Source organism: Ralstonia sp. RL, assembly GCF_001683835.1.
In the GTDB taxonomy this organism is placed as follows: domain Bacteria; phylum Pseudomonadota; class Gammaproteobacteria; order Burkholderiales; family Burkholderiaceae; genus Ralstonia; species Ralstonia mannitolilytica.
Genome location: NZ_LWRX01000093.1, coordinates 23,321 through 45,282, shown reverse-complemented (window position 1 = coordinate 45,282; position 21,962 = coordinate 23,321). Strand labels below are relative to the sequence as shown.

At 67.1% G+C, this 21,962-nt stretch carries 19 protein-coding genes; 9 read left to right on the top strand and 10 right to left on the bottom strand.

The annotated features are described in order from the left end of the window. Window positions 1-4: 4 nt before the first annotated feature. Window positions 5-1,759 (top strand): PQQ-dependent methanol/ethanol family dehydrogenase, encoded by a 1,755-nt coding sequence (locus A6M56_RS08780; protein ID WP_045787395.1) that lies wholly within the window; start codon window positions 5-7, stop codon window positions 1,757-1,759. A gap of 53 nt (window positions 1,760-1,812) precedes the next feature. Continuing rightward, complete coding sequence (locus A6M56_RS08775) at window positions 1,813-2,160, top strand: c-type cytochrome (protein WP_254171148.1); 348 nt, start codon at window positions 1,813-1,815, stop codon at window positions 2,158-2,160. A 50-nt stretch (window positions 2,161-2,210) separates the two neighbouring features. Here the strand turns inward: A6M56_RS08775 and pqqE are convergent, their stop codons facing one another. The 5 genes from pqqE to pqqA form a co-directional block, all read right to left on the bottom strand. Further along, window positions 2,211-3,413 (bottom strand): pyrroloquinoline quinone biosynthesis protein PqqE, encoded by a 1,203-nt coding sequence (gene pqqE, locus A6M56_RS08770; RefSeq protein WP_045787394.1) that lies wholly within the window; start codon window positions 3,411-3,413, stop codon window positions 2,211-2,213. Next, the gene (pqqD, locus tag A6M56_RS08765) at window positions 3,385-3,657 is read right to left on the bottom strand and encodes a pyrroloquinoline quinone biosynthesis peptide chaperone PqqD (RefSeq protein WP_045787393.1); all 273 of its coding nucleotides are present in this window, start codon (window positions 3,655-3,657) and stop codon (window positions 3,385-3,387) included. The genes pqqE and pqqD overlap by 29 nt, the downstream gene beginning before the upstream one ends. Next, a complete protein-coding gene (pqqC, locus tag A6M56_RS08760) occupies window positions 3,638-4,348 on the bottom strand; it encodes a pyrroloquinoline-quinone synthase PqqC (protein ID WP_102080014.1) in 711 nt (236 codons plus the stop codon). Before pqqC ends, pqqD begins: the two co-directional genes overlap by 20 nt. Further along, complete coding sequence (gene pqqB, locus A6M56_RS08755; RefSeq protein ID WP_102080013.1) at window positions 4,345-5,262, bottom strand: pyrroloquinoline quinone biosynthesis protein PqqB; 918 nt, start codon at window positions 5,260-5,262, stop codon at window positions 4,345-4,347. The genes pqqC and pqqB overlap by 4 nt, the downstream gene beginning before the upstream one ends. A gap of 123 nt (window positions 5,263-5,385) precedes the next feature. Beyond that, on the bottom strand, window positions 5,386-5,460 hold the full coding sequence (gene pqqA, locus A6M56_RS08750; protein ID WP_009277446.1) for a pyrroloquinoline quinone precursor peptide PqqA: 75 nt from the start codon (window positions 5,458-5,460) through the stop codon (window positions 5,386-5,388). Window positions 5,461-5,565: 105 nt separating this feature from the next. Here pqqA and A6M56_RS08745 point away from each other — a divergent pair, with 105 nt between their 5' ends. Next, the gene (locus tag A6M56_RS08745; RefSeq protein ID WP_045787389.1) at window positions 5,566-6,558 is read left to right on the top strand and encodes an alpha/beta fold hydrolase; all 993 of its coding nucleotides are present in this window, start codon (window positions 5,566-5,568) and stop codon (window positions 6,556-6,558) included. On the opposite strand, the gene A6M56_RS08740 is transcribed toward A6M56_RS08745, so the two are convergent. Further along, on the bottom strand, window positions 6,499-8,514 hold the full coding sequence (locus A6M56_RS08740; RefSeq protein ID WP_102080270.1) for a sigma-54-dependent Fis family transcriptional regulator: 2,016 nt from the start codon (window positions 8,512-8,514) through the stop codon (window positions 6,499-6,501). The genes A6M56_RS08745 and A6M56_RS08740 overlap by 60 nt on opposite strands. 257 nt (window positions 8,515-8,771) lie before the next feature. Between A6M56_RS08740 and pedF the strand changes: the two genes are divergently transcribed. Continuing rightward, window positions 8,772-9,257 carry a cytochrome c-550 PedF gene (gene pedF / locus A6M56_RS08735; RefSeq protein WP_102080012.1) on the top strand — a complete coding sequence of 162 codons (486 nt, stop codon included), beginning with the start codon at window positions 8,772-8,774 and terminating at the stop codon, window positions 9,255-9,257. Window positions 9,258-9,318: 61 nt separating this feature from the next. Further along, window positions 9,319-10,200, top strand: a complete 882-nt coding sequence (locus A6M56_RS08730; protein WP_102080011.1) for a substrate-binding periplasmic protein — start codon at window positions 9,319-9,321, stop codon at window positions 10,198-10,200. Window positions 10,201-10,266: 66 nt separating this feature from the next. On the opposite strand, the gene A6M56_RS08725 is transcribed toward A6M56_RS08730, so the two are convergent. The 3 genes from A6M56_RS08725 to A6M56_RS08715 all read right to left on the bottom strand — a co-directional run bounded on the left by A6M56_RS08725 (window position 10,267) and on the right by A6M56_RS08715 (window position 12,213). Beyond that, window positions 10,267-10,707, bottom strand: a complete 441-nt coding sequence (locus A6M56_RS08725) for a hypothetical protein (protein WP_257984049.1) — start codon at window positions 10,705-10,707, stop codon at window positions 10,267-10,269. Window positions 10,708-11,036: 329 nt separating this feature from the next. Further along, a complete protein-coding gene (locus tag A6M56_RS08720) occupies window positions 11,037-11,825 on the bottom strand; it encodes a MipA/OmpV family protein (RefSeq protein ID WP_045787385.1) in 789 nt (262 codons plus the stop codon). Window positions 11,826-11,937: 112 nt separating this feature from the next. Beyond that, on the bottom strand, window positions 11,938-12,213 hold the full coding sequence (locus A6M56_RS08715) for a hypothetical protein (RefSeq protein ID WP_102080009.1): 276 nt from the start codon (window positions 12,211-12,213) through the stop codon (window positions 11,938-11,940). A 258-nt stretch (window positions 12,214-12,471) separates the two neighbouring features. Between A6M56_RS08715 and A6M56_RS08710 the strand changes: the two genes are divergently transcribed. Further along, window positions 12,472-12,921 carry a MerR family transcriptional regulator gene (locus A6M56_RS08710; protein ID WP_233902586.1) on the top strand — a complete coding sequence of 150 codons (450 nt, stop codon included), beginning with the start codon at window positions 12,472-12,474 and terminating at the stop codon, window positions 12,919-12,921. After that, window positions 12,918-13,400: a carboxymuconolactone decarboxylase family protein gene (locus A6M56_RS08705; protein ID WP_045787382.1), complete on the top strand. Its 483-nt coding sequence runs from the start codon at window positions 12,918-12,920 to the stop codon at window positions 13,398-13,400. The genes A6M56_RS08710 and A6M56_RS08705 overlap by 4 nt, the downstream gene beginning before the upstream one ends. On the opposite strand, the gene paeA is transcribed toward A6M56_RS08705, so the two are convergent. Next, complete coding sequence (gene paeA, locus A6M56_RS08700) at window positions 13,340-14,656, bottom strand: polyamine export protein PaeA (protein ID WP_102080008.1); 1,317 nt, start codon at window positions 14,654-14,656, stop codon at window positions 13,340-13,342. The two genes, A6M56_RS08705 and paeA, sit on opposite strands and share 61 nt — an antisense overlap. Window positions 14,657-15,086: 430 nt before the next feature. Here paeA and A6M56_RS08695 point away from each other — a divergent pair, with 430 nt between their 5' ends. Then, entirely contained in the window at window positions 15,087-17,945 is a 2,859-nt protein-coding gene (locus A6M56_RS08695; protein WP_257984048.1) for a bifunctional glycoside hydrolase/polysaccharide deacetylase family protein, read from the top strand. After that, window positions 17,932-21,933: a tetratricopeptide repeat protein gene (locus A6M56_RS08690; protein WP_102080005.1), complete on the top strand. Its 4,002-nt coding sequence runs from the start codon at window positions 17,932-17,934 to the stop codon at window positions 21,931-21,933. Before A6M56_RS08695 ends, A6M56_RS08690 begins: the two co-directional genes overlap by 14 nt. Window positions 21,934-21,962 lie beyond the last annotated feature (29 nt).

The window sequence follows — 21,962 nt, the reverse complement described above, 5'->3', positions numbered from 1 at the left end:
AAGAATGAGGACACTACGAGTGATCGCGCTTGCAGCTGCCGTGGTAGCGGCAAGCCTTGCGGCGCATGCGGCGACGCCCCCCGTCACGGACGCCATGATCGACAACGACGCCAAATCCCCCGGCGACGTGCTCAGCTGGGGCATGGGCCCGCAAGGGCAGCGCTACTCGACGCTGACCAAGATCAACACGAAGAACGTCAGCCAGCTCGTGCCGGCGTGGTCGTTCTCGTTTGGCGGCGAAAAGCAGCGCGGGCAGGAAGCGCAGCCGGTCATCCACAACGGCAAGATGTTCGTGACCGCGTCGTACTCGCGCATCTACGCCATTGACCTGAAGACCGGCCAGAAGCTGTGGAAGTACGAGCAGCGCCTGCCCGAGGGCATCATGCCGTGCTGTGACGTGGTCAACCGCGGTGCGGCGCTGTATGACAACCTCGTCATCTTCGGCACCCTCGATGCGCAGCTGATCGCGCTTGACCAGGACACCGGCAAGGTCGTGTGGAAGGAGAAGATCGACGATTATGCGGCCGGCTACTCCTACACCGCCGCCCCGCTCATCGTGAAAGGCATGGTGCTGACCGGCGTCTCGGGCGGCGAGTTCGGCGTGGTGGGCCGCGTGGAAGCGCGCGATGCCAAGACGGGCCGGTTGATCTGGACCCGCCCGACCGTCGAAGGCCACATGGGCTACAAGTACGACAAGGACGGCAACAAGGTCGAGAACGGCATGACCGGCACGCTCAACGCCAGTTGGCCGGGCGAGACCTGGAAGACCGGCGGCGCATCGACGTGGCTGGGCGGCACGTATGACCCGCAGACGGGGCTGGCCTACTTCGGCACCGGCAACCCCGGGCCGTGGAACAGCCACATCCGCAAGGGCGACAACCTGTATTCGTCTTCCACGCTGGCCATCGATCCCGACAGCGGCAAGATCGTCTGGCACTACCAGAACACCCCCAACGACGGCTGGGATTTCGACGGCGTGAACGAGTTCGTGACGTTCGACATGGACGGCCGCCGCGTGGGCGGCAAGGCCGACCGCAACGGCTTCTTCTACGTCAACGACGCGAAGACCGGCAAGCTGCTCAACGCCTTTCCGTTCGTGAAGGTGAACTGGGCCACCGGCATCGACCTCAAGACGGGGCGCCCGAACTACTCGCCCGACCATCGCCCTGGGGATCCGGCTGCCGCCACCGGTGAAGACAAGAAGGGCAAGTCGGTATTCGCCGCACCCGGCTTCCTCGGCGGCAAGAACCAGATGCCGATGGCCTACAGCCCGCAGACCGGCCTCTTCTACGTGCCGGCCAACGAATGGGGCATGGACATCTGGAACGAGCCGATCAGCTACAAGAAGGGCGCGGCGTACCTGGGTGCCGGCTTCACCATCAAGCCGCTCAATGACGATTACATCGGCGCGCTGCGGGCGATCAATCCGAAGACCGGCAAGGTCGAATGGCAGATCAAGAACGGCGCGCCGCTGTGGGGCGGGGTGATGACGACCGCCGGCGGCCTGGTGTTCTGGGGCACGCCCGAGGGCTACCTGAAGGCGGCGGACGCGAAGACCGGCAAGGAGCTGTGGAAATTCCAGACCGGCAGCGGCATCGTGGCGCCGCCCGTCACGTGGGAGGACAACGGCGAACAGTTCGTGGCCGTCGTCTCGGGTTGGGGTGGCGCAGTGCCGCTGTGGGGCGGGGAAGTGGCCAAGCGCGTGAACTTCCTGGAACAGGGCGGTTCGGTCTGGGTATTCAAGCTGCACAAGAGCTGACGTGCATTGCCGATTGCCGCGCGCCCGTAGCGGCGCGCGGCGTCTGCGGCTTCATGGAGTATTCGAACGTGATTACGCGCAATGGAGTGTTTTCGCTGCTCGCCCTCGCGGCTGCAGCCCTCGGTGCGGCGCCCGCGCATGCGGCGCCCGACATGCAGGCCCTGGCGGAGAAGAGCGGCTGCTTTTCGTGCCACAGCATGAACACCAAGGTGGTCGGCCCGGCGTTTGCCGACGTGGCCGCCAAGTACAAGGGCGATGCCGACGCGCCCGCCAAACTCGCGCAGAAAGTGCGTGAAGGCGGCAAGGGGGTGTGGGGCCGCATCCCCATGCCACCGCATCCGAACCTCAAGGACGACGAGGCCAGGCAGCTCGTGGCATGGATTCTGAGCGGGGGTTCCTGACCTGCGTTCGCCAGCACGCTGGGCCGGCGTCACCCGGCCCATTTTTTTCGCTATGCCCGTGTCAGGCGGCGCGAGTTGGCGTCGGTACGGAAGAGGATCGGGACTTCACCGGTGCGGGCGTCGCGCATCTGGCCGAAGCCGTTCACCGCGGCCATCCGGCCTTGCAGTACCACCTTCTGCAGCGCGCCGTGATCGGCGGATTTTCCGCACACCGGATCGGTGCGGGTCGCATCGCCCGTGAGCAGATAGCTCTGGCAGCGGCAGCCGCCGAAGTCTTCTTCGCGCGCGTCGCACGACTGGCAGGGCTCGGGCATCCAATGCGTGCCACGAAAGCGCTGGAAGGCATCGCTGGTCTGCCAGATCTCACGCAGCGGCTGCTGCAGAACGTTGGGCAGCGCGAGCCCCGGCAGCATGCGTGCCGAATGACAGGGCAATGCCACGCCATCAGGCGCAATCCCCAGGAACGTCGTGCCCCAGCCATTCATGCATTTCTTCGGGCGCTGCTCGAAGTAATCGGGCACCACGTAGAGCAACTGGCATCGGTTGCCGATGCGTGTGCGGTAGTCGTTGACCACGGCTTCCGCCTCCCGCAGCTGCTCGAGCGTGGGCATCAGCGCGAGGCGGTTTTCCCACGCCCAGCCGTAGTACTGCGTGTTCGCCAGCTCCAGGTATTCGGCGCCGATCTCCAGCGCCATGTCGATGATGGCGCCCACGTGCGGCAGGTTGTGCCGGTGCATCACGCAGTTCATCACCATCGGGTAGCCGTGCGCCTTGATGAGCCCGGCGATGCGGCGCTTGAGGTCAAACGTGCGCGTGCTCGACAGGAAGTCGTTGAGCTCCCGCGTGGAATCCTGGAACGACAGCTGGATGTGGTCGAGCCCCGCTGCGCGCAACGCACCAAGGCGCTGGTCCGTCAGGCCCACCCCCGAGGTGACGAGGTTCACGTAGAAGCCGAGGCCATGCGCGTGCGCCACCAGCGTCTCCAGGTCCTTGCGCAGGAGCGGCTCGCCGCCGGAGAGGCCCAGCTGCACCGCGCCCAGCGCCCGTGCCTGCGTGAGGACATCGCACCATTGCGCGGTACTCAGCTCAAGGTCGTGCCGCGTGTAGTCGACCGGGTTGGAACAGAACGCGCAATGCAGCGGGCAGCGATAGGTCAGCTCGGCCAGCAGCCACAGCGGCGGCCCCGGCATGGGAGGCGCAGCCGGCATCAGCAGCGATTCGGCCTCAAACGAGCCAGCCGCGTTCGAAGGCATGTTTGACAAAGGCGTGGACCTCCGGCGCGATGCCCTGCACCCCAAAGGCAGACTGCAGGTCATCGATGAGCATGTCGAGGGTGTGGGCGCCGTCGCAGCGCTGCAGGATTGCGGCGGCGCTGTCGTTCAGGGTCACCATGCCCTCGGGATACAGCAGCACCCAGCTCTGCTGCGCGTCTTCCCATTGCAGGCGGAAGGTGCGGTGCAGCGTCGGGCAGAGCGGGTCAGACACGGGCAGCGTCATGGGCGTGGGCTTGTTGAATGGCATCGAGCATCGACCACAGGATGTCGAGCTTGAATTGCAGGATGTCGAGTGCACGCTGCTGTTGCTCGGGCGTGCGGAAATACGCCAGCGTTACGCGCAGGCCATGTTCGACGTCGCGCGAGGCCAGCGGAATGCGCGATCGGAAGTACGCCAGCCCCTCGGGCTGCACCCACGGGTAGTGCTCCGGCCAGCCGGCCAGCCGCTCCTTGTGGATGTCGGGCGCGAACATCTCCGTGAGCGACGAGCACACGGCCTCCTGCCAGGGCGCGCGCCTGGCGAAATTGACGTACGCATCCACGGCAAAGCGCACACCGGGCAGCAGATGCCGGTGGTCCCACAGCGCCTCGCGCGTGAGGCCAACCGCCTCGCCCAGCCGCACCCAGCTCTCGATGCCGCCGGGCTGCGTGTCATTGCCGTCGTGGTCGTGGATGCGCACGATCCACTCGCGGCGCGTTGCGCGGTCGGGGCAGTTCGAGAGGATGGCCGCGTCCTTGAGCGGGATGTTGACCTGGTAGTAGAACCGGTTGGCCACCCAGGTGCGGATCTCTTCAGGCGTGCACTCGCCGCCGCGCATGCGGCGGTTGAACGGATGGTGGATGTGGTAGCCGGCCTGCTTGGCGCGCAGGCGCGCTTCAAATTCTTCGGCGGTCCACGCAACGGGGTGCGTCATAGCCGGATCTCCATGCCGTCGTAGGCCACCTCGATGCCATGCGCCTCCAGCTCGCGGCGTTGCGGCGAGTCTTCGTCGAGGATGGGGTTGGTGTTGTTGATGTGGATGAGGATCTTGCGCGTGGCCGGCAACGTGTCGAGCGTCTCGATCATGCCGCCAGGCCCCGATTGCGCCAGGTGTCCCATGTCGGCCGCCGTCTTGGTGGAGAAGCCGAGCATGCGCATCTCGTCGTCGGTCCAGCACGTGCCGTCCACGAGCACCACGTCGGCGGCGCCGAGTTCATCGAGCACGTGCGGTTCGATGCAGGCCAGGCCCGGCGCATAGAAGGCCCGCTTGCGGCTCTTGCGGTCGACGATGCGCAGGCCGATGTTGTCGCCGGTGCGGCGCGCGTTGCGGCCGGGCGAGTACGGCGGCGCCTTGCTCTGCAGCGGTATGGCGGTCAACGCGACGTCTTCCAGCGGCGGGATGGAGAACGCCGTGCCGTCCAGCGGCAGCACGCGCGTATCGAGCCCGCAGTAGTGCGACAGCATGCGCGTGAGCGGGAACGCGGTGGACAGGTCGCTCAGCACCGCGGCCGAGGCATACACGGGCAGCGCCTGCTGGTGCTCGCGCAGCATCAGCAGACCGGTCACGTGATCGATCTGGGCGTCCATCAGCACGACGCTGACGATGCCGGTGTCGCGCGGCGCGCGCGCCGGCTGCAGCGCGGGGCTGTCGCGCAGCTGCGCGAGGATGTCGGGCGACGCGTTCACCACGATCCAGTGGTGCGCATCGTCGCCGAGCGCGATGGACGATTGCGTGCGCGCCGTCGCGCGGATCGTGCCGCGCCGCACGCCGTCACAGTTGCGGCAGTTGCAGTTCCACTGCGGGAAACCGCCGCCGGCGGCCGAGCCAAGAACCCTGAGTGTCGTCATGATGCAGAACCTGCGTGATGGGCGGATCGAGCAAGAAGCCGGCCAAGTGATGGCGCAGAGAAAAGAAGCCCGCCGTGGAACGTCGGCGGGCCCGCAGAGCGCTGTGTCTTCAGTCGCCTTGCATCAGCGATTGGCGATGTACATCGTGATCTCGAAACCCAGTCGCAGTTCGGTGTAGGCGGGCGTCGTCCAGTTCATGTCTCCTCCTAGAGGGTTGGCATAGTTAGTGAATGCAAGGGCTTGCTGTGCGGCGGGCGCAGGCCTGTTGCCCGACGCCGCCGCAGCGTGTGAAAGGCAACATCCATGCCCGCTTCTGCCTGGCCCGACGAGACGATCCGGTTTGACCTGCGCACCCCGGATGCCCACCGCTTGCACGTGCGGCAATGCGGCCCGCAGCACGGCGAGCCGTGGCTCGTGCTGCATGGCGGGCCGGGCAGTGGCTGCCAGCCCGCCATGGCGGCGTGGTTCGACCCGCTGCGGCATCGCGTCGTGCTGCCGGACCAGCGCGGCGCAGGGCATTCGGCGCCCGCCGGCACGCGCCGCCGCAACACCGTCCCCGCGCTGCTCGCCGACCTGGAGCAGTTGCGCAAGACACTTGGCATCGAGCGCTGGGGCGTGGTCGGCGGGTCGTGGGGCGCGGCGCTTGCCGTGGCCTACGCCGATCGCTTTCCGCAGGCCGTGTCGGCGTTGGTTCTGCGCGGCACGTTCCTCACCGGCTTCGATGATGTGCAGGCGCTGTTCAACGCGCGCGGCGCGGGGCGGGCGCTGCTGCGCGGCACCCGCCGCATGGGGCAGGGCCTGCCGGGGGCGCGCGGGCGGCTCGTTGTTGCGTCCCGACTGTTGCAGCGTGGGACACCTGTTCAGAAATTGAACATTGCCGCGCAGTGGCAGCAGGCGGAGCGCCGTCTGCTGAGGTTGCCGCCCGCGCGGCGGGCCAGGCCGGCACAGCAGAAGCAGATGGACACGCTGCGCAAGTACCAGATCCAGGCGCACTACCTGATGCGCCGTGCCGGCTTGGGCAAACCAGCCCTGCTTGCGGCGGCGGCGCGCATCGGCGCACGCGGGCTTCCGGTGACGCTGCTGCATGGGCAGGACGACAACGTTTGCAGGCCGGCCAACGCGCGGCGCGTGCAGGCCGTCATACCGCAGGCAAGGCTGGTGTGGGTGCCGGGCGGACACCTGGCAGTCGGCAAGATGGTGCAGGCGCTGCGGGCGGCCATCCGCAGCGCGGGCGGTTCAGTCGCTGCGCGCCAAGCCGCCGGCCTCGTCGATCTTGCGGTAGACCGTGTTGCGTGAAATACCCAGCGCCTTGGCCGCCGCCGAGATATTGCCGTTGTGCGCCTTCACTGCCGCCAGGATCGCCATGGTTTCGACATCGGCCAGGCGCGTGGGCTGCGTGCCCGCTTCAGCGACAGGCGCGGGCGATGCCGGCGCCGCGGCGGCATTCGCAGGGGCCGCCGGTGTGCCGTGCCGCGCGTGCCAGTCTTCAAGAAAATCGTCGGGCAGGTGGTCTTCGGTAATTTCCGGCGCCCCCTCGGCCATCAGGCAGGCGGTGCGCAGCAGGTTGCTGAGCTGGCGGATGTTGCCGGGCCAGTGGTAGCTGCGGAACATCTGCGCCACTGATGCGCTGAGCGGCGGCGCGCCGGCCTGCTCCTGCTGCAGCAGCTTGTTGGCCACCGCGTCGAGGTCGCTGCGTTCGCGCAATGCCGGCAGGCGCACCACCAGGCCGTTGAGGCGGTAGTACAGGTCTTCGCGAAACTGTCCGCTGGCGACCATCTCGCGCATGTTGCGGTGGGTCGCGCACACGACCGCCACGTCCACCTGGACGAGCTTGCTGCTGCCCAGCGGCGATACCGCACGCTCCTGCAGCGCGCGCAGCAGCCGGGCCTGCAGGTGCAGCGGCATGTCGCCGATCTCATCGAGGAACAGCGTGCCGCCATTGGCCAGCACCATCTTGCCGATGCCGCCTTTCTTGCGTGCGCCGGTGAAGGCGCCTTCTTCGTAGCCGAACAGTTCCGACTCGATGAGCGCTTCCGGGATCGACGCGCAGTTGACGGCGACGAACGGGCCGGCGTGGCGCGGGCTGTCGGCGTGGATGGCGCGCGCCAGCAGCTCCTTGCCGGTGCCGGTCTCGCCCAGCACCATGATCGTGATGTCCTTGCCGATGACCTTGCGCAGCTTGCCGATGACGCTTTTGATCTGCGCGTCGCCCGTGTCCAGCGCGTCGAGGCTTGCCGCCTGGCGCGCTGGCTCGGCGTAGGCCCGGCGTGCCGAGGCGGTATCGCGCGCACCGGTGGCATCGTTCTCGAGGGCGCCCGTTGCGATCGGGCTGCCCGGCCGTTTCCATTCGACACGGGCGAACACCTTGACGCCGCTGGGCAGCTGCAATTGCACGACACCCGCCGGCGCGCGGCGCGCCGCGTCCATCAACTGCGACATCGACAGCCCGAACAGCGACGAGAAGGTATGCGCGTGCAATGACCGGATCGACAGCCCGAGCTGGAACTCCCCGCTGCGGTTGGCCGACAGGAACCGCCCCGCCGGCGTGAATGCCGCGATGCCCTCGACCAGCGTGCCGATGAACTCCGGACGCGAATGAAAGTGGATGCAGACGACGTCCTGGAACGCGTTGGCAAACAGGTGGTTCTCGATCATCTGGGCCGACATCCGCACCAGCGCCATGGTGTGCTTGTGGAAACCGCGATGGTCGCCCGTGACGTCGAGCGCACCCACCGTCTTGCCGTACGGGTCGAAGATCGGCGCGCACGAGCACGTCAGGAACCGGTTGGCTTCGAGGTAATGCTCGGCGCCGTGGACGAGCGTGGGCTTGCTCTCGGCCAGGGCGGTGCCGATGGCATTGGTGCCGCGGCTTTCTTCCGACCACGACGCGCCGGGCTGCAGGGCGACCTTGCTGGCCTTCGCGAGGAAGTCGTCGTCCCCGAGCGAATGCAGGATCAGGCCCGACGTATCGGTCAGGATCACCATGCTCTGCGTGTTCACGATCTGGCTGTAGAGCGTCTCCATGACCGGCAGCGCGTGCGTGAACAGCGATTGGCTGCGCTCGATCTGCGTCCTCAGCTCGCTTTGCTGGACCGGGCAGAAATCGGGCGATTCATACCGGCGCAGGCCATACGACTTCGAGCGCTCGTGCGCTTGGGCGATCAGCTCGGGCTGATCGTGTTCCGGCGTTTCACCGGGCGTGGCGGGGGCACTGTCGGAGGCGCGCTGGGCGGCTGCCGCGGGGTGGGTCATGGTTGTCTCCTTGAAGTCGCCCGCCATCTGTGAGCGGGTCGCCCGGCTTGCGGTGGTCGGCATGCCGGAAGTGTTGCGCCATGAAGCAAAACGCTTGCCAGCGTGTTGCATTCCTGAGCACCCGTGTCATGCCCGCTGTGGCGTCGGGCGCAAGCCCGTTTGCGATGCCGCCTGTGCGGATCGCCGCGTCAGCACCTTGGTATGGCTTTTGCAGAAATGTCTCCAAAACGCATTTCCACAACACACAGGAGACACTCTTGAAAACGCCACGCAACGTGTTCGCGCTGCTTTCCGCCTGCGCGCTTCTGGCCGGGGGACTGCCCGCCACCGCCACCGCCCACGGCGACGTGACACCGCAGGCCGTGGACACGCACACCTTACCGCAACTCGGCGCCGACTGGCGTCAGGACAATCCATACCGCACGGGGCCCGCGCACGACGAGGCGCAGCGCATCGGTTCGTCTGCGTACAACCAGAACTGCGCGCGCTGCCACGGTCTGGAGGCCATCTCCGGCGGCATCGCCCCCGACCTGCGCAAGCTCGATACCGACTGCATGTCGCTGGCCGACGCCAGGAAGAAGGAGGCCTGCTACGCCGAGGTTTCGCAGTACTTCACGGCGACGGTGCGCAAGGGGCGCACCCGCGACGGCCGCGTCTACATGCCGCCGTTTGAAGGCGTGCTGAGCCAGGAAGCCGTCTGGGCCATCAAGACGTATCTCGAATCGCGCCGCGTCAAAGACTGAGGCCTGGCCGCCCGCCGGCGTGCCCGGCGGTGCACCGGCGCCCACCTGCCAGGAGAAGCCCATGAGCCCCCGTCCGTTGCTGGACATAGGACGCGTCTGCCGCCGCCTTGTCGGCCTGTGCGTTGCCGTGGCCGCCGTTTTCGCGGCCGCCGCGCCGGCGCACGCCGACATGGCGAAGATCCTCGCGAGCGGCAGCCTGAAGGTCGCGCTGTACAAGGGGTTGCCGCCGTTCTCGGGCAACGTCGGCGACCAGTTCGAGGGGATCGACGTAGCGCTGGCCCGTGCGCTGAGCAGGCAGATGGGCTTGTCGACCGCCTTGCTGCCGTTTGACGCCAGCGACGACAGCATGTCGGACGATCTGCGCAACATGGTGTGGCGCGGACACTATCTCGGCTATGGCCCGGCCGACGTCATGCTGCACGTGCCGGTGGACCCCGCCTTCATCCGGGAGAACCCGCAGGTGCTGATCTTCGCGCCGTATCACCGCGAGGAGTTCGTGCTCGCGTACGACCGTGAACGCATCCCGCAGGTCAGCCGGTTCGACGATCTCGTGGGCCAGGCCACCGGTGCCGAGGGCGGCTCGGCCGGCGCCAATGCGTTGCTCTCCACCGGCCAGGGGCTGCTGCGCGACAAGGTGAAGATCTACGCCGACGCCGATGCGGCATTGCGTGCGTTGTTCTCGGGCGAGATCGTCGCAGCCATGGTGACACGCGCGCAGTATGAAAGCGCGCTCAAGGCACAGGGCCAGCCTGCCGCGCGTTTTGCCGTCACGCAGCTTCAGTCGCCGCTGCTGCCTGCGCGCGGGTGGGCGATCGGGATGGCGGTGAAGGCGGATCAGCGCACCCTGGCGCAGGCGCTGGAAGAGGCGCTGAACGCATTGCGCGCGAGTGGCGAACTACAGCGCATCTTTGCGCAGTACGGCGTGTCGATGGTCGCGCCATAGGCGGCACCATGTCGACGTATCCGGCCAATTGGCAGTGCGGACTGCAATCGGCGGCCAGTTCGCGCGCTACAGCTTCTCGGTTGCGGCGTGCTTGGACGGCAACGCACTCACGTTGTCGTCGAACGGGGAGTCGACTGGCAGTTTGGAGAAGTGGTGGATCTTGGGCGCATGCGAGTCGTCGGCCTGCGCGTCGTGCGGCTCGATGAACGACATGGCCGTGCGCCGCTTGATCGCGTGCGGCTCGCGTGCCTGCGATTCACGCCACAGCTCGGCAGTGAACTTCAGCCCTGCGCGCAGCGCATGCGCGCTTTCCTGCTTGCCCTTGCGCTGGTCCGATACGCGCTCGATGCCCTTCTTGACGACGTCTTCCAGGAACGTGATGCGCGCGCGGTAATAGTCGGCGTGCATCTGCGCGTCGAGCACGCGCTGCTCTGCCTGGTACAGCTCCATGCGCAACTCGCTCAGCGCGCGCTCGGCCTGCTTTTCGGGAGAGGGAGCATGGTTCAAGGCCCAGTTTGCAATCCACCGCAACATGGTCAAGCCCTCCTGTCTTGCGGGCGTCTGTCGGTTTCATGACGGACACCGCTCGCCGCCCACGCGCCGATCGGGTTGATCGCCGCTTGCAGAACAGACTATCAAAAAAGCGAGATCACTTGCGCTAGTCCAGGTGCATGCCTGTTGCGAAAAGGAAGCATGGTCCGTTTGGGTGAGATGCACGCTGCGCGACTTCTGGTGTGATGTCCGGATTGGCTCGCGTGAAACCGTTGCCGAGGCAAGCCGCGGCGTGCGTTGCGCAAGCGATTGCGCCGCGTGGGCGCACACGTGCGACGGGGAATTCAGCGGAAGCGGTACGTCAGCGACGCCATCGCCGTGGTCTGCTGGCGGCGCTGCGTGATGGGGCTGCCGGCCGCATCGCCGCGCAGCCGCGCAACCGTCACCGAGCCGTTGGCCGTCCAGCGGTCGTCGAGCTTGCAGCTGACGATGGCGTTGACGTGCAGGTCGCGCACGCCGGCATGCGTCACGAAGACGGGCAAGCCCGAACGCGCGCTCTGCCCATCGTCCACGCCAAAGAACGTGCGCATGTACTGGCCGTTCGTCCAGGACACGCCCGTGCCGAGGCTGAACAGCCAGCGGCCGACCGGCGCACTCGCGTAGGCATCGGCATTGGCGATCAACCCTTGGCGATTGCCAAGAATGTCCTGCTCCGCATCGGTGGACAGCGTGAGGAACGACACTGTGACCTGCGCGAACGCCTTCGCGCGCACCGTGGCGTTGACATTGCCGAGGCCATTCAGCCGCGCGTCGTCATGCGCATGGCGCCACGTCGGGTCGAACTGGAAGTTGCCGCCCACCTGCCACGTGTCGTTGTTGGCGAGGTACACGCCGGCAAAGTCCATCCCCTTGGAAAAGAACCGATGCTTGTACTCGATCTCCTGATCGATCCACGGAAACACGAAGCTCGATTTCGCGCCCGGATATCTGGGCGACACGTAGACCGCCGGGCCGACGGCCACGCTCCAGTCGGATGAAGGCGCATCCGCCACCGAGGCCCGCGCGGATGTCGCGCACAGCGATGCGGTCACGAGGCAGGCAGGCAACGCAGAGGATGCGAGACGACGCAGCATGGGAAGGGCGCGAGCAGAAGTGGAGGGCGCGCCATTGTAGAGCACCGATGCGGCCGCGCGCGCCAATGGAAAACGCCGGGCGAGCCCGGCGTTCCTGACGGCAAAGCGAGCCTTATTGCTTGGCCGGCTCGGCGGCCTTCGGGGCCGATGCTGCGTCGGTCTTGGCTTCCGACTTGGCGGCAGCCTTGGCCTTCTGGTGTGCGTGGTGCTTCTTCTTGGCGTGCTTGGTGTCGGCCTTCGGCGCGGAGGCCGTATCAGCTGCCGCAGCCGTGGCGGCCGGAGCCGAAGCAGGTGCGGCGGCCGGTGCGGACGCGGTGCCAGCTGCGAACACCGGGGCTGCGAAGGCACCGGCAACGATCAGGGCGGCCAGGGATTGAGCGACTTTCATGTGAGACTCCTTGAGCGGAACAAGCGGGATAGTGGCGGGACTCCAGATACATGGATCTCGTCCCATTTGCGATCCATGTCTCCAAAAACGCCCCGCATTGCGGCCGCGATGACCGCCGTTTGTAAGCGTTCTTCCCGCGGTGTAAGCGGGCGTAACGGCGCACTGGCCCTCGGTGCTGCGCAGCGCTTCTCCCGGCGGCCTGAAAATCGCGCTAAAGTGGCTTGACTTAGAGTGCGCTCTAACTCCTAAGCTGCGTTCATGACCACTTTCCTGACCATCGCCCAAGTTGCCGAGGCCACGGGCCTGTCGACGCACACGCTGCGCTATTACGAGCGCATCGGGCTGCTCGACACCGTGCAGCGGCGCGACAACGGCCATCGCGTGTTCCGTGCGCAAGACATGTCGTGGCTCGCGTTCGTGCTGCGCCTGCGCGACACCGGAATGCCGATTGCGCAGATGCGGCAGTACGCGGCGCTGCGGCGGCAGGGCGATACCCTGGAGAGTGTGTCGGCGCGCCGGCGCCTGCTGGAAGAGCATGCGGCGGCGCTGGAAGCGGAGCTGCGTGCCCGGGCCGAAACGTTGGCCGTGCTGCGCGCGAAGCTCGTCGTCTACGACGACATCCGGGCCCGGATCGAAGGCGCGGATGATGTGCGCGGCTCCCCTTCCCCATCTCGCCAACCTAAACGCCAATTGAGAGGAAGCGCATGACCCCGATCACCCGCATCGCAGACGCCGCACCGCAGGCCGCACACCAAGCCAACCCGCAGAACGACCGCTACGCCCGGGGCTGGCAAAAGCTCAAGGAGGTCGATGATGTGGCCGGCGAACGCGTGGTCGAGGCCATGGCCGACATCTCACCCGATCTCGGCCGCTATATCGTCGAATTCGGCTTTGGCGATATCTACAGCCGTGCCGGCCTGACGCTGCGCGAGCGCGAGATCGCCACCATCGCCGCGCTCACGGCGATGGGCAACGCGACGCCGCAGCTGAAGGTGCACATCGCGGCAGGGCTGAACGTGGGCCTCACGCGAAATGAGATCACTGAGACGATCCTGCAGATGGCGCTATATGCCGGCTTTCCGGCGGCGCTCAACGGCATGTTTGCCGCCAAGGAGGTGTTTGCCGATCACGATGCCGATGCCGCCGCGCCGGCGGGGGGGTCGATGCGGCGCGAGACGAGCAGCTGATCGATGCGGTGGTTGTCGATGTCGAGCACTTCAATGTGCAGCGGCCCGATGTCGACCGTCTCGCTCTTCTTCGGAATGCGCTTGAGCGCATAGATGACCAGCCCGGCAAGCGTTTCGACATGATGTTCGCCGGGCAGGTCGTCCAGGTCGAACGCGCGCTTGACGTCGCCCAGCGGCGTGACGCCGTCGATCAGGCACGAGCCGTCGTCGCGGCGCACGATCTGTTCGTCTTCGCCGAGGTAGAGGATGTCGCCCATCACCGCGCCGACGATGTCATCGAGCGTGACCACGCCCACCACCAGCCCGTATTCGTTCACCACCGCGCCAAAGCGCTCGTGCATCTCGCGAAAGCGCGTGAGCGCCTGCGACAGGTTCAGCGTGTCGGGCAGCACCAGCAGGTTCTTGTCATAGTGCTTGCCGAGGTTGCGGATCATGGCCGACGACTCTTCCGAGAGGATTTGCTGCAGGATGTCCTTGGACGCGATGAAGCCGAGCACGGAATCGATATCGTCGCGGCAGACGAGGTATTCCGCGTGCGGCTGCGCGATGATCTTCTTCTTGATGGATTCCAGCGGCTCGTCCACCGTGAAATAGACGACCTCGTCGCGCACCGTCATCACCGAGGTGATGGTGCGCGACTCCAGCTCGAACACGTTCTCGATCACGGCAAGCTCGTGCTTGCGCAGCACGCCAGCCTCGGCCCCCGCGCCCACCATGGCAGTGATGTCTTCCGTGGTGATCTGTTCCACCCGCTGCGTGGGCACCCCCAACAGCTTCAGGAACACGTCGGCCGTGCCGTTAAACAGCCAGACGATGGGCCGCAGCACCCGCAGGCATGTCTGCATGGGACCGATGATGCCCATGGCGCAGCGCTCGGGGTAGAGCACCGCCAGGCGCTTGGGCAGCAGGTCGGCAAACAGGATGAACAGCCCCGTGACGATGATGAAGCCGGCAATGTTGGCAATGCGTTCGGCGCGCCCGGCCGGCAGCCAGTCGCCCAGCCATGCCGCCAGCGGCGCGGACACCTGGCTGTCACCGATGATGCCGGCGAGGATGGCGACGGCATTCACGCCGATCTGCACCACTGTAAAGAAGTTTCCTGGCATGTCCTTCAGCTGCAGCACGCGCAGGGCGCGGTTGTCGCCGTCGTCGGCCAGGGTTTGCAGGCGCGTACGGCGCGAGGCCGTCAGGGCAATCTCGGAGGCAGAGAAGAAGGCGCTGATCAGCATCAGCGCAACAAGCGTGAAGGCAGACATGATGTGGGGGCGGGCGGCGCTGCAGCATGGCCCGCTCGGGCGGAATGTGGCTCCGGCTCATCATGGTGCAGCGCCGATTGGTTTGTCAAACCGCTCCCAACGATGCAGCGCTGGCGACAATGCAAACAATTGTCTATGTCAAAGAGGGGGGTGCGGTCAACAAAAAAGTGGTTTGCCCGGTGCCCGCACCATCGGCGATACTTGCGCTCTCGGACATACTGTCTCGATAAGCCTTGCGGGGCCTGCATCTTGGGCTGGCGGTCGAGAACTCAGCAGATGTTCCGGCAGGCGCAACCATAAGCGTCAATTTTCCGTGCCGGCGTAGACCGGCCCAACCGATGCACACAGTTGCATACCGGAGTCGCAGTTCATGGGGATTCTCAGCCGTCTACAACGGCGCACCGGGGGGAAACGGGGGAATGCAACAAGGATGCTCAAGCGGTGGGCCGTGCTTTGCGCGGCTGCGATCAGCCTGACGCCTTGCGTGTCGATTGCGCAGCAAGCGACCGCCACTTCCGGTTCCGGTGCGCTCAGCGCTGCGTCATCAGCGGTCGCCTCGCCGAATATCGCGTGGTATTACGGGGACAAGCCGCCTGTGGCGCAGCTGCGCGCCTTCGATGTGGTCGTGGTGGAGCCTGACCACGGCTTCGACCCCTCCCGCTGGAACACACCGCACACGCAGTGGTTCGCGTATGTCAGCGTGGGCGAGGTGACGCCGCAGCGGCAGTGGTACAAGGCATTGCCGAAGGCCTGGCTGCTGGGCGACAACGCCGCGTGGGCTTCGCGCGTGGTCGACCAGGCCCAGCCCGAGTGGCCGGCGTTCTATGTCGAGCATGTCATCAAGCCGCTGTGGGACAAGGGTTACCGGGGCTTCTTCCTCGATACCCTCGATTCGTACCAGCTCGTCGCCAAGGACGATGCCGCACGCGCTGCGCAGGAAGCCGGCATGGTGCGCACGATCCGCGCGATCAAGGCGCGCTATCCGGAGGCGAAGCTCATCTTCAACCGCGGCTTCGAGATCCTTCCGCAGGTGCATGGCCAGGCGTACGCCGTGGCGTTCGAGTCGCTGTATCGCGGGTGGGATCAAGGCGCCAAGCAGTACAGGAACGTGAGCGACGCCGACCGTGCATGGCTGATGGGCCAGGCGCGCACGATCCGCGACGAATACCACCTGCCGGTCATCTCCATCGACTATTGCCCCGCCGCCGACCGCGCCTGCGCACGCGAGACGGCCCAGCGCATCAAGGCACAGGGCTTGATTCCGTATGTGACCGATCCGGAGCTGTCGACCATTGGCGTGGGCCGCATCGAGGTACTGCCGCGCAAGGTGCTGATCCTGCAGGAGCGCGACCCCCGCAACACGATCGACACGAGCGAGGGCGTGCGCTTTGTCGCCATGCCGCTCAACTTCCTCGGCTACGACGTCGAATACGCCGACATCAACAAGCCGCTGCCCGCCGACGTGCCGCCCGACCACTACGCTGGCGTGGTCGTGTGGGTCAATACGAGCCCGATCAAGCAGGTGGGGGCGCTGACGTCATGGGTGCGGCAGCGCATCCGAGACGGCGTGCGCATCGCCTTCATGAACCAGTTCGGCATGCCGGCCGATGCGGGCATGGCCAGCCTGCTCAAGCTGCAGCTTGTCTCGGGGCGCGCCACCGGCCCGCTGACCGTGGTGTCGCAAGACAAGATGATCGGCTTCGAGATGGCCCCCCGCCCTGAGCGGCGCGAGGCTCAGCCGATCCAGGTGGGCGCGCATGGGCAGTCGCTGTTGCGCCTGAAGTCGGGCAATTTCGAGTTCGATGCCGCGGCCGTCACCGAGTGGGGCGGTTATGTGCTGAACCCGTACGCGGTGTTTTCGATGGACACCCTCGAGCAGGCGCGCTGGATCGTGCAGCCGCTCGAATTCTTGCGCCGCGCCCTGGCATTGCCCGACATGCCCATCCCCGACGTGACGAGCGAGAATGGCCGCCGGCTGATGCTCGTTCACGTGGATGGCGACGGGTTTGCTTCGCGCGCCGAGTTTCCTGGCCCGGAGTATTCGGGCGAGGTGCTGCTGCAGGACATCTGGGACAAGTACCGCATTCCGACCACGCTGTCGGTGATTGAAGGCGAGGTCGGCTCCACGGGCCTGTATCCGAAGCTCTCGCCGCGCCTGGAGGAGGTTGCGCGCAAGATGTTCGCGCTACCGTACGTCGAGCTCGGCTCGCATACCTACTCGCACCCGTTCGACTGGAGCCGCACGGTGCCGGGCGCTGCATCGGCGGGGCCGGGCAAGGATGCGGGCGGTGGCGACACGGCCTTCGCGCTGACCATTCCGGGCTACAAGTTCAGCCTGGAGCGCGAGATTGCCGGTTCCATCCGCTACATCGACGAACGCCTTGCGCCGCCGGGCAAGCGCGTGAAGATCCTGCAGTGGTCGGGCGACTGCCAGCCGCCGGACGTGGCGGTGCGCATGGCGTGGCAGGCCGGCGTGGTCAACATCAACGGCGGCGACACCGTCATCACGCGCAGCTCTCCGTCGTGGACGGAGATCGCGCCGCTCGGCATCGACAAGGGCGCGGGGGCCTACCAGGTGTTTGCGCCGAACCAGAACGAAAACGTTTACACGAACGACTGGACCGGTCCCTTCTACGGTTTCGACCGGCTGATCGAAACGCTGCAGATGACCGATACGCCGTATCGCTTCAAGCCCATCAACATCTACTACCACATGTATTCGGGCACCAAGCTGGCGTCGCTCAAGGCCTTGAAGAAGGTCTACGACTACGCGTTGTCGCAGCCCGTGCTGCCCCTGTACACCACCGAGTACGTCGCCAAGGTGCTCGACTTTCGCGACATGGCGATCGCGCGTGACGGCGACCAATGGGTCGTGCGCGGCAACGGTGACCTGCGCGAGCTGCGCTGGATGGCGCCCGGCACGCCGCGCCTGGCCGACGCACACGGCGTGACGGGCTATGACAAGGCCGCCGGCGGCCTCTACATCCACCTCGATGACGGTGCCGCGCGCTTTGCCATGACGTCCGCCGCCGAGCCCGCCCGCCTGCCTTACATTGCCGAGGCCGCCGCGTTTGTGCGCAGGTTCGAGCGCACCGGCAACGGCATCTCGTTCGAGGTGGGGGGCTATTACAAGCCGTTCGTGCGCGTTGCCAACGCCGGTGCATGCCGTGTGAAGGTCGACGGCGCACCCGCCCGCGCCGGCCGTGGCCAGGGTGACAGCCTGCGCATCGACTTGCCCGGTGGCGCCGCCCAATCCGTGACTTATCAGCGCGTCGATGTGGTCTGCTGACCTGCCCCCCCGTGAACGGCTGCTGCCGCCCTGGCTGATCGGTGCGCTCGGTGCGCTGATAGGGCTGGCGCTCGCGCTGATGTTCCCGCGCGAGCGGCTGGAGGCGCGCCTGCTGGAGGGCGGCAAGGTCGATGCCCTGTCGGTGGCGTATCTCGAAGCGTGGCTGCGTGTCCGCCCGAACGATGGCGAGTTCCTGAGCGTGCTGGCTGCGCAGTACGTCCGCACCGGGCGCCTGGACGAGGCTGAAGCCATGCTCGTCCGCATGCGTGCGCTGCACGACGCATCGGTCGACCGCGAAGCGCTCTTGCTCGAGATCGCCATCCGCGAACAGCGTGCGTATGCGCTGCAGCCGAACGATCCGCAGCGTCTTGCCATGCTAGATGCGTTGCGCGGGCTCCTGAAGCAGGCACAGGGGTTCCAGTGGACGGCGCCGGAACTGGAGGTACTCGCCGCCAAGGCTCGCGCGCTGGATCAGGGCGCGATCGCGGTGCAGTTCTATCAGCGTCTCGCCAGGCAGGACGTCGCCCGCGCGTCGCAATGGCAGGCGCGCACGGCGGAGATCGCGCTCGGCGTTGGCGAATATCGCGCCGCGGCGGAGGCCAACTTTGCCGCGCAGGCCCAGGCCAAGTCGATCGACGCGCAGCGCCGCTACTTCATCGCCGGCCTGCAGGCCCTGCAGGGCGGCAACCTGCTCGACGACGCCATGGCCGAAGCGCAGCGGCGCGCAGGTCCGCTGCTCGACGATGCCGAAACGCTGCGCTTTCTCACGCGCCTGGCCCTGGCCTGCAACCGGCCGGATCTGGCCGACCAGTACGCGCGACGCCTGCTGCATTTGTCGTGGCGCGGGGCAGAGGGGCAGCCCGCCCTGGTGGCGGGCACGGCGCCGCACGAGTGGACGTTTGCCGGCCGCCCGCAGCCGCTGCCGACGCTGGCGGACGTGGTGTTCATGGATGGCCCGCAAGGCCTCTCGCATCCGCAGCGCCATGCCGCGCGCATCCGCACCGTGGCCGAGAGCGCCGGTCCGGCGGGCGAGGCCATCGCACGTGGCATTGCCCCCTTCAATGCAGACGATTACGACCTCGCGTATCGCGTCTTCCTGAGCAGCGGGAACCTGCGCGACGCCTTGCGCGTGGCAGAAGCGGCCGTGCGCCAGCGCCCCGACCTGAAGATCTGGACCGAGCGCGCCGCGCAGGTGGCCGAATGGGATCGCCAGCCGATGGCGGCGCTCAAGTACTGGCTGGCCTACGCGCAATCGAGCGGCGACGATGCAGCCTGGCAGAACGTCCTGCGCCTGGCGCCGGCGCTCAATGAAGACCACGCCTATCTGGCCGCCCTGCGTTACGAGGCCAGCCGCCAGCCGGGCGACATGAAGCTGCTCGACCAGGTCATCGCGGCGTATGAGCGCTTGGGCGAGCCGGAGCAGGCGCTGGCCTATCTGACCGGCATCGCGCGCGGCGCGCATCGCCAGGCTGTGCTCGAGCGCTATGCCATGCTGGCCGAACGCGCCGGCAAGGACGACGTGGCCTACGATGCCTACGTGCGCCTGCAGAAGGAATTCGGCCCCAACGCCGGGTATGCGCTCAAGCTCGCGAACCTGCTCTACGTGCGGGTGCGGTTCGAGCAGGCGCTTGCCGCCATGCAGGCCGCGCGCAACGTGGCGTCGCCGACGGACGATCTCTACTGGCGCACATTCGCCCAGCTCGCGCGACTGAACCAGCGCGACGACCTCTCGCGCGAGGCCTATCGCCAGCTGCTGATTGGCGGCAACGTGCAGCCGGATGACCTGGCGACGATGATCGACTTCTACGACGGCAGCCCCATCGACGCCGGCCGTCTGGCCGAGCTCGCCTTCCGCAAGGACGGCACGATGACCCAGCTGCAGCAGGCCATCTACTACTACACGCGGGCGCGTGCGTTCCGCCGCATCGACGCGCTGCTGGCGTCGCTCAGGCCGGAACAGCGGCGCGCCGCCGAGCAGTCCGCGGGGGTGCTCGGAGCGCGCGCCGAGTATTACCGCCTGAGCGGCCGCTGGGATGCCGCCATGCGCGATCTGCGCCGCGGTGTTTCGCTGCCCGACGCCGGCAGCGACGTGAAGGCCGCCTACCTGTGGAGCCTGCTGGATTCCGGCCAGAACGGCGAGCTCAGGCGCGCCCTGGCGCGGTGGCGTGGCGAGGCCGAGAACGACTCCGCCTACTGGGCCGCCTATGCGGCAGCCGGCCTGCAGCTGTTCGATGCCAATCTTGCGCTGCATTTCCTGGGCCGCCAGGGCAGGTCGATGCAGACCGATCCGCTGTGGCTGCTAGCCTATGCCGACGCGCGCGACATGGCCGGTCAGGCCGATGCCGCCTGGGGCCTGCGTCGCGAGGCATGGTGGCTGCTGTGGAAGGCGGATGGCGCGCGCGCCGCCAAGCCGTCGGGCGCCGCGCCGGCCGCCCGCCGCACGGGCACGCGCGTCACGGTGGGCGAGGACGATGCCGTGCCGCTGGAACAGGACGCACGCACCGAGCTGCGGGCGCGCCGTGTTGCGCTGGCCCAGACGTTCGCGTCGGGCGACCTGTCGCAGCGTCTGCTGATCGAGCTGCTGCGTGACGATCGCCGCGCCACGAAGCAGGCGCGCGAAGGCGGCCGCTCCGCCATGGCCCAATCCGAACTGGGCGACATCGATACGCTGCCGCCCGAGCCGCCCGAAAGCCCGGCCGACAAGCGCAAGCGCGACACCGTGAGCGACCAGCTCGTTTCCGCCGTCGCCAAGGAGGCCGCGCTGGGCTGGGCACTGTCACAGGAAGCGAACGATCTGGCCCGCGCCTGGCTGCTGCAGCAATACGCCCGCCGCATGACGCGCCCGGCCTATGCCGAAATCTCCATCGCGCTGGCCGAGCGCGATCTGCAGACGCTCAATCGCCTGCTCGACGACACGCCCGATCGCATCCCGCTGTACAACCGTATCGACGCCAATGTGCTGACGGACCGCCTGGGCGAGGCCCAGCGCCTGTCGTTCGAAGGCTTGTCCACGGCACCCGACGACGAGCAGCTCCACCAGCGGGTGCGGGAAACGCTGCTGACCAACGCGCAGGCGCTGGAGCCGCGCGAGACCTGGTTCAAGCAGGCGCCGCTCACGTACTTCGAGACGAGCGCGGCCGCCGGCATCCGTCTGACCGACCACGCCAGCACGCTGCTGCGCGCGACCCAGCGCAACCAGCGCTCGACCGACGACACGCAGCTCACCGGGGTGCCGGCGCAGGACCGCAGCGTCGACTGGATCTCGCAGTACCAGACGCAAGACACGCAATGGAAGGGCACGGTCGGCTGGCGCCAGGGCCTGGCCTCGTTCTATGCATTCCGGGTGGACGGGCTGCTCGGGCAGGCCGGACCGTTCGGTACCGAGCTGTCGGCCGGCCGCAACCAGCCCGCCAACGAAACCACGCAACTGCGTGTGGGCGGCGTGAAAGACCTGGTGGCGATCGGCGGCAACTGGCGCCTCACGCAGCGCGAGTACATCCGCGCGCGTGTGGAGGGCAACCGGTTCTACGGCCAGGATCGCTCGTTCCTCGGCAGTGGCATGGTCTTCGACGCCGAAGCCGGTTACCGCTTCCGCATGGAGTATCCGGACTACACCGTCCGCGTGGTCGGCACCCACGCGCGCTACAACGCTTCGGGCACGCCCAGCGCGCTGCTCGGACGCCTGCTGCCGAGCGGGGCGACGCTGGAGGCCGATGCCTTCATGCCGCGCTCGTTCACGCAATTCGGACTGCTGTTCGGGTTTGGCACCGACTATCTTGAGCGCTATACGCGTGCGTGGCGGCCGTTCATGGACGTCGGGGTGCTGCGTGACAATCGCGAAGGGTGGGGGACGCAGGTGCAGCTCGGCGTGGCCGGCAGCGTCTTCGGCAACGACCATCTGGCGCTGGTGTTCAGCCATGCCTCCATCACGCGCGCGGGCACGTCGCCCATGACGGAGATCGGGCTGCGCTACCGCTGGCTTTACTGACACACAGGAACAGGCATACGGGGAAAGAA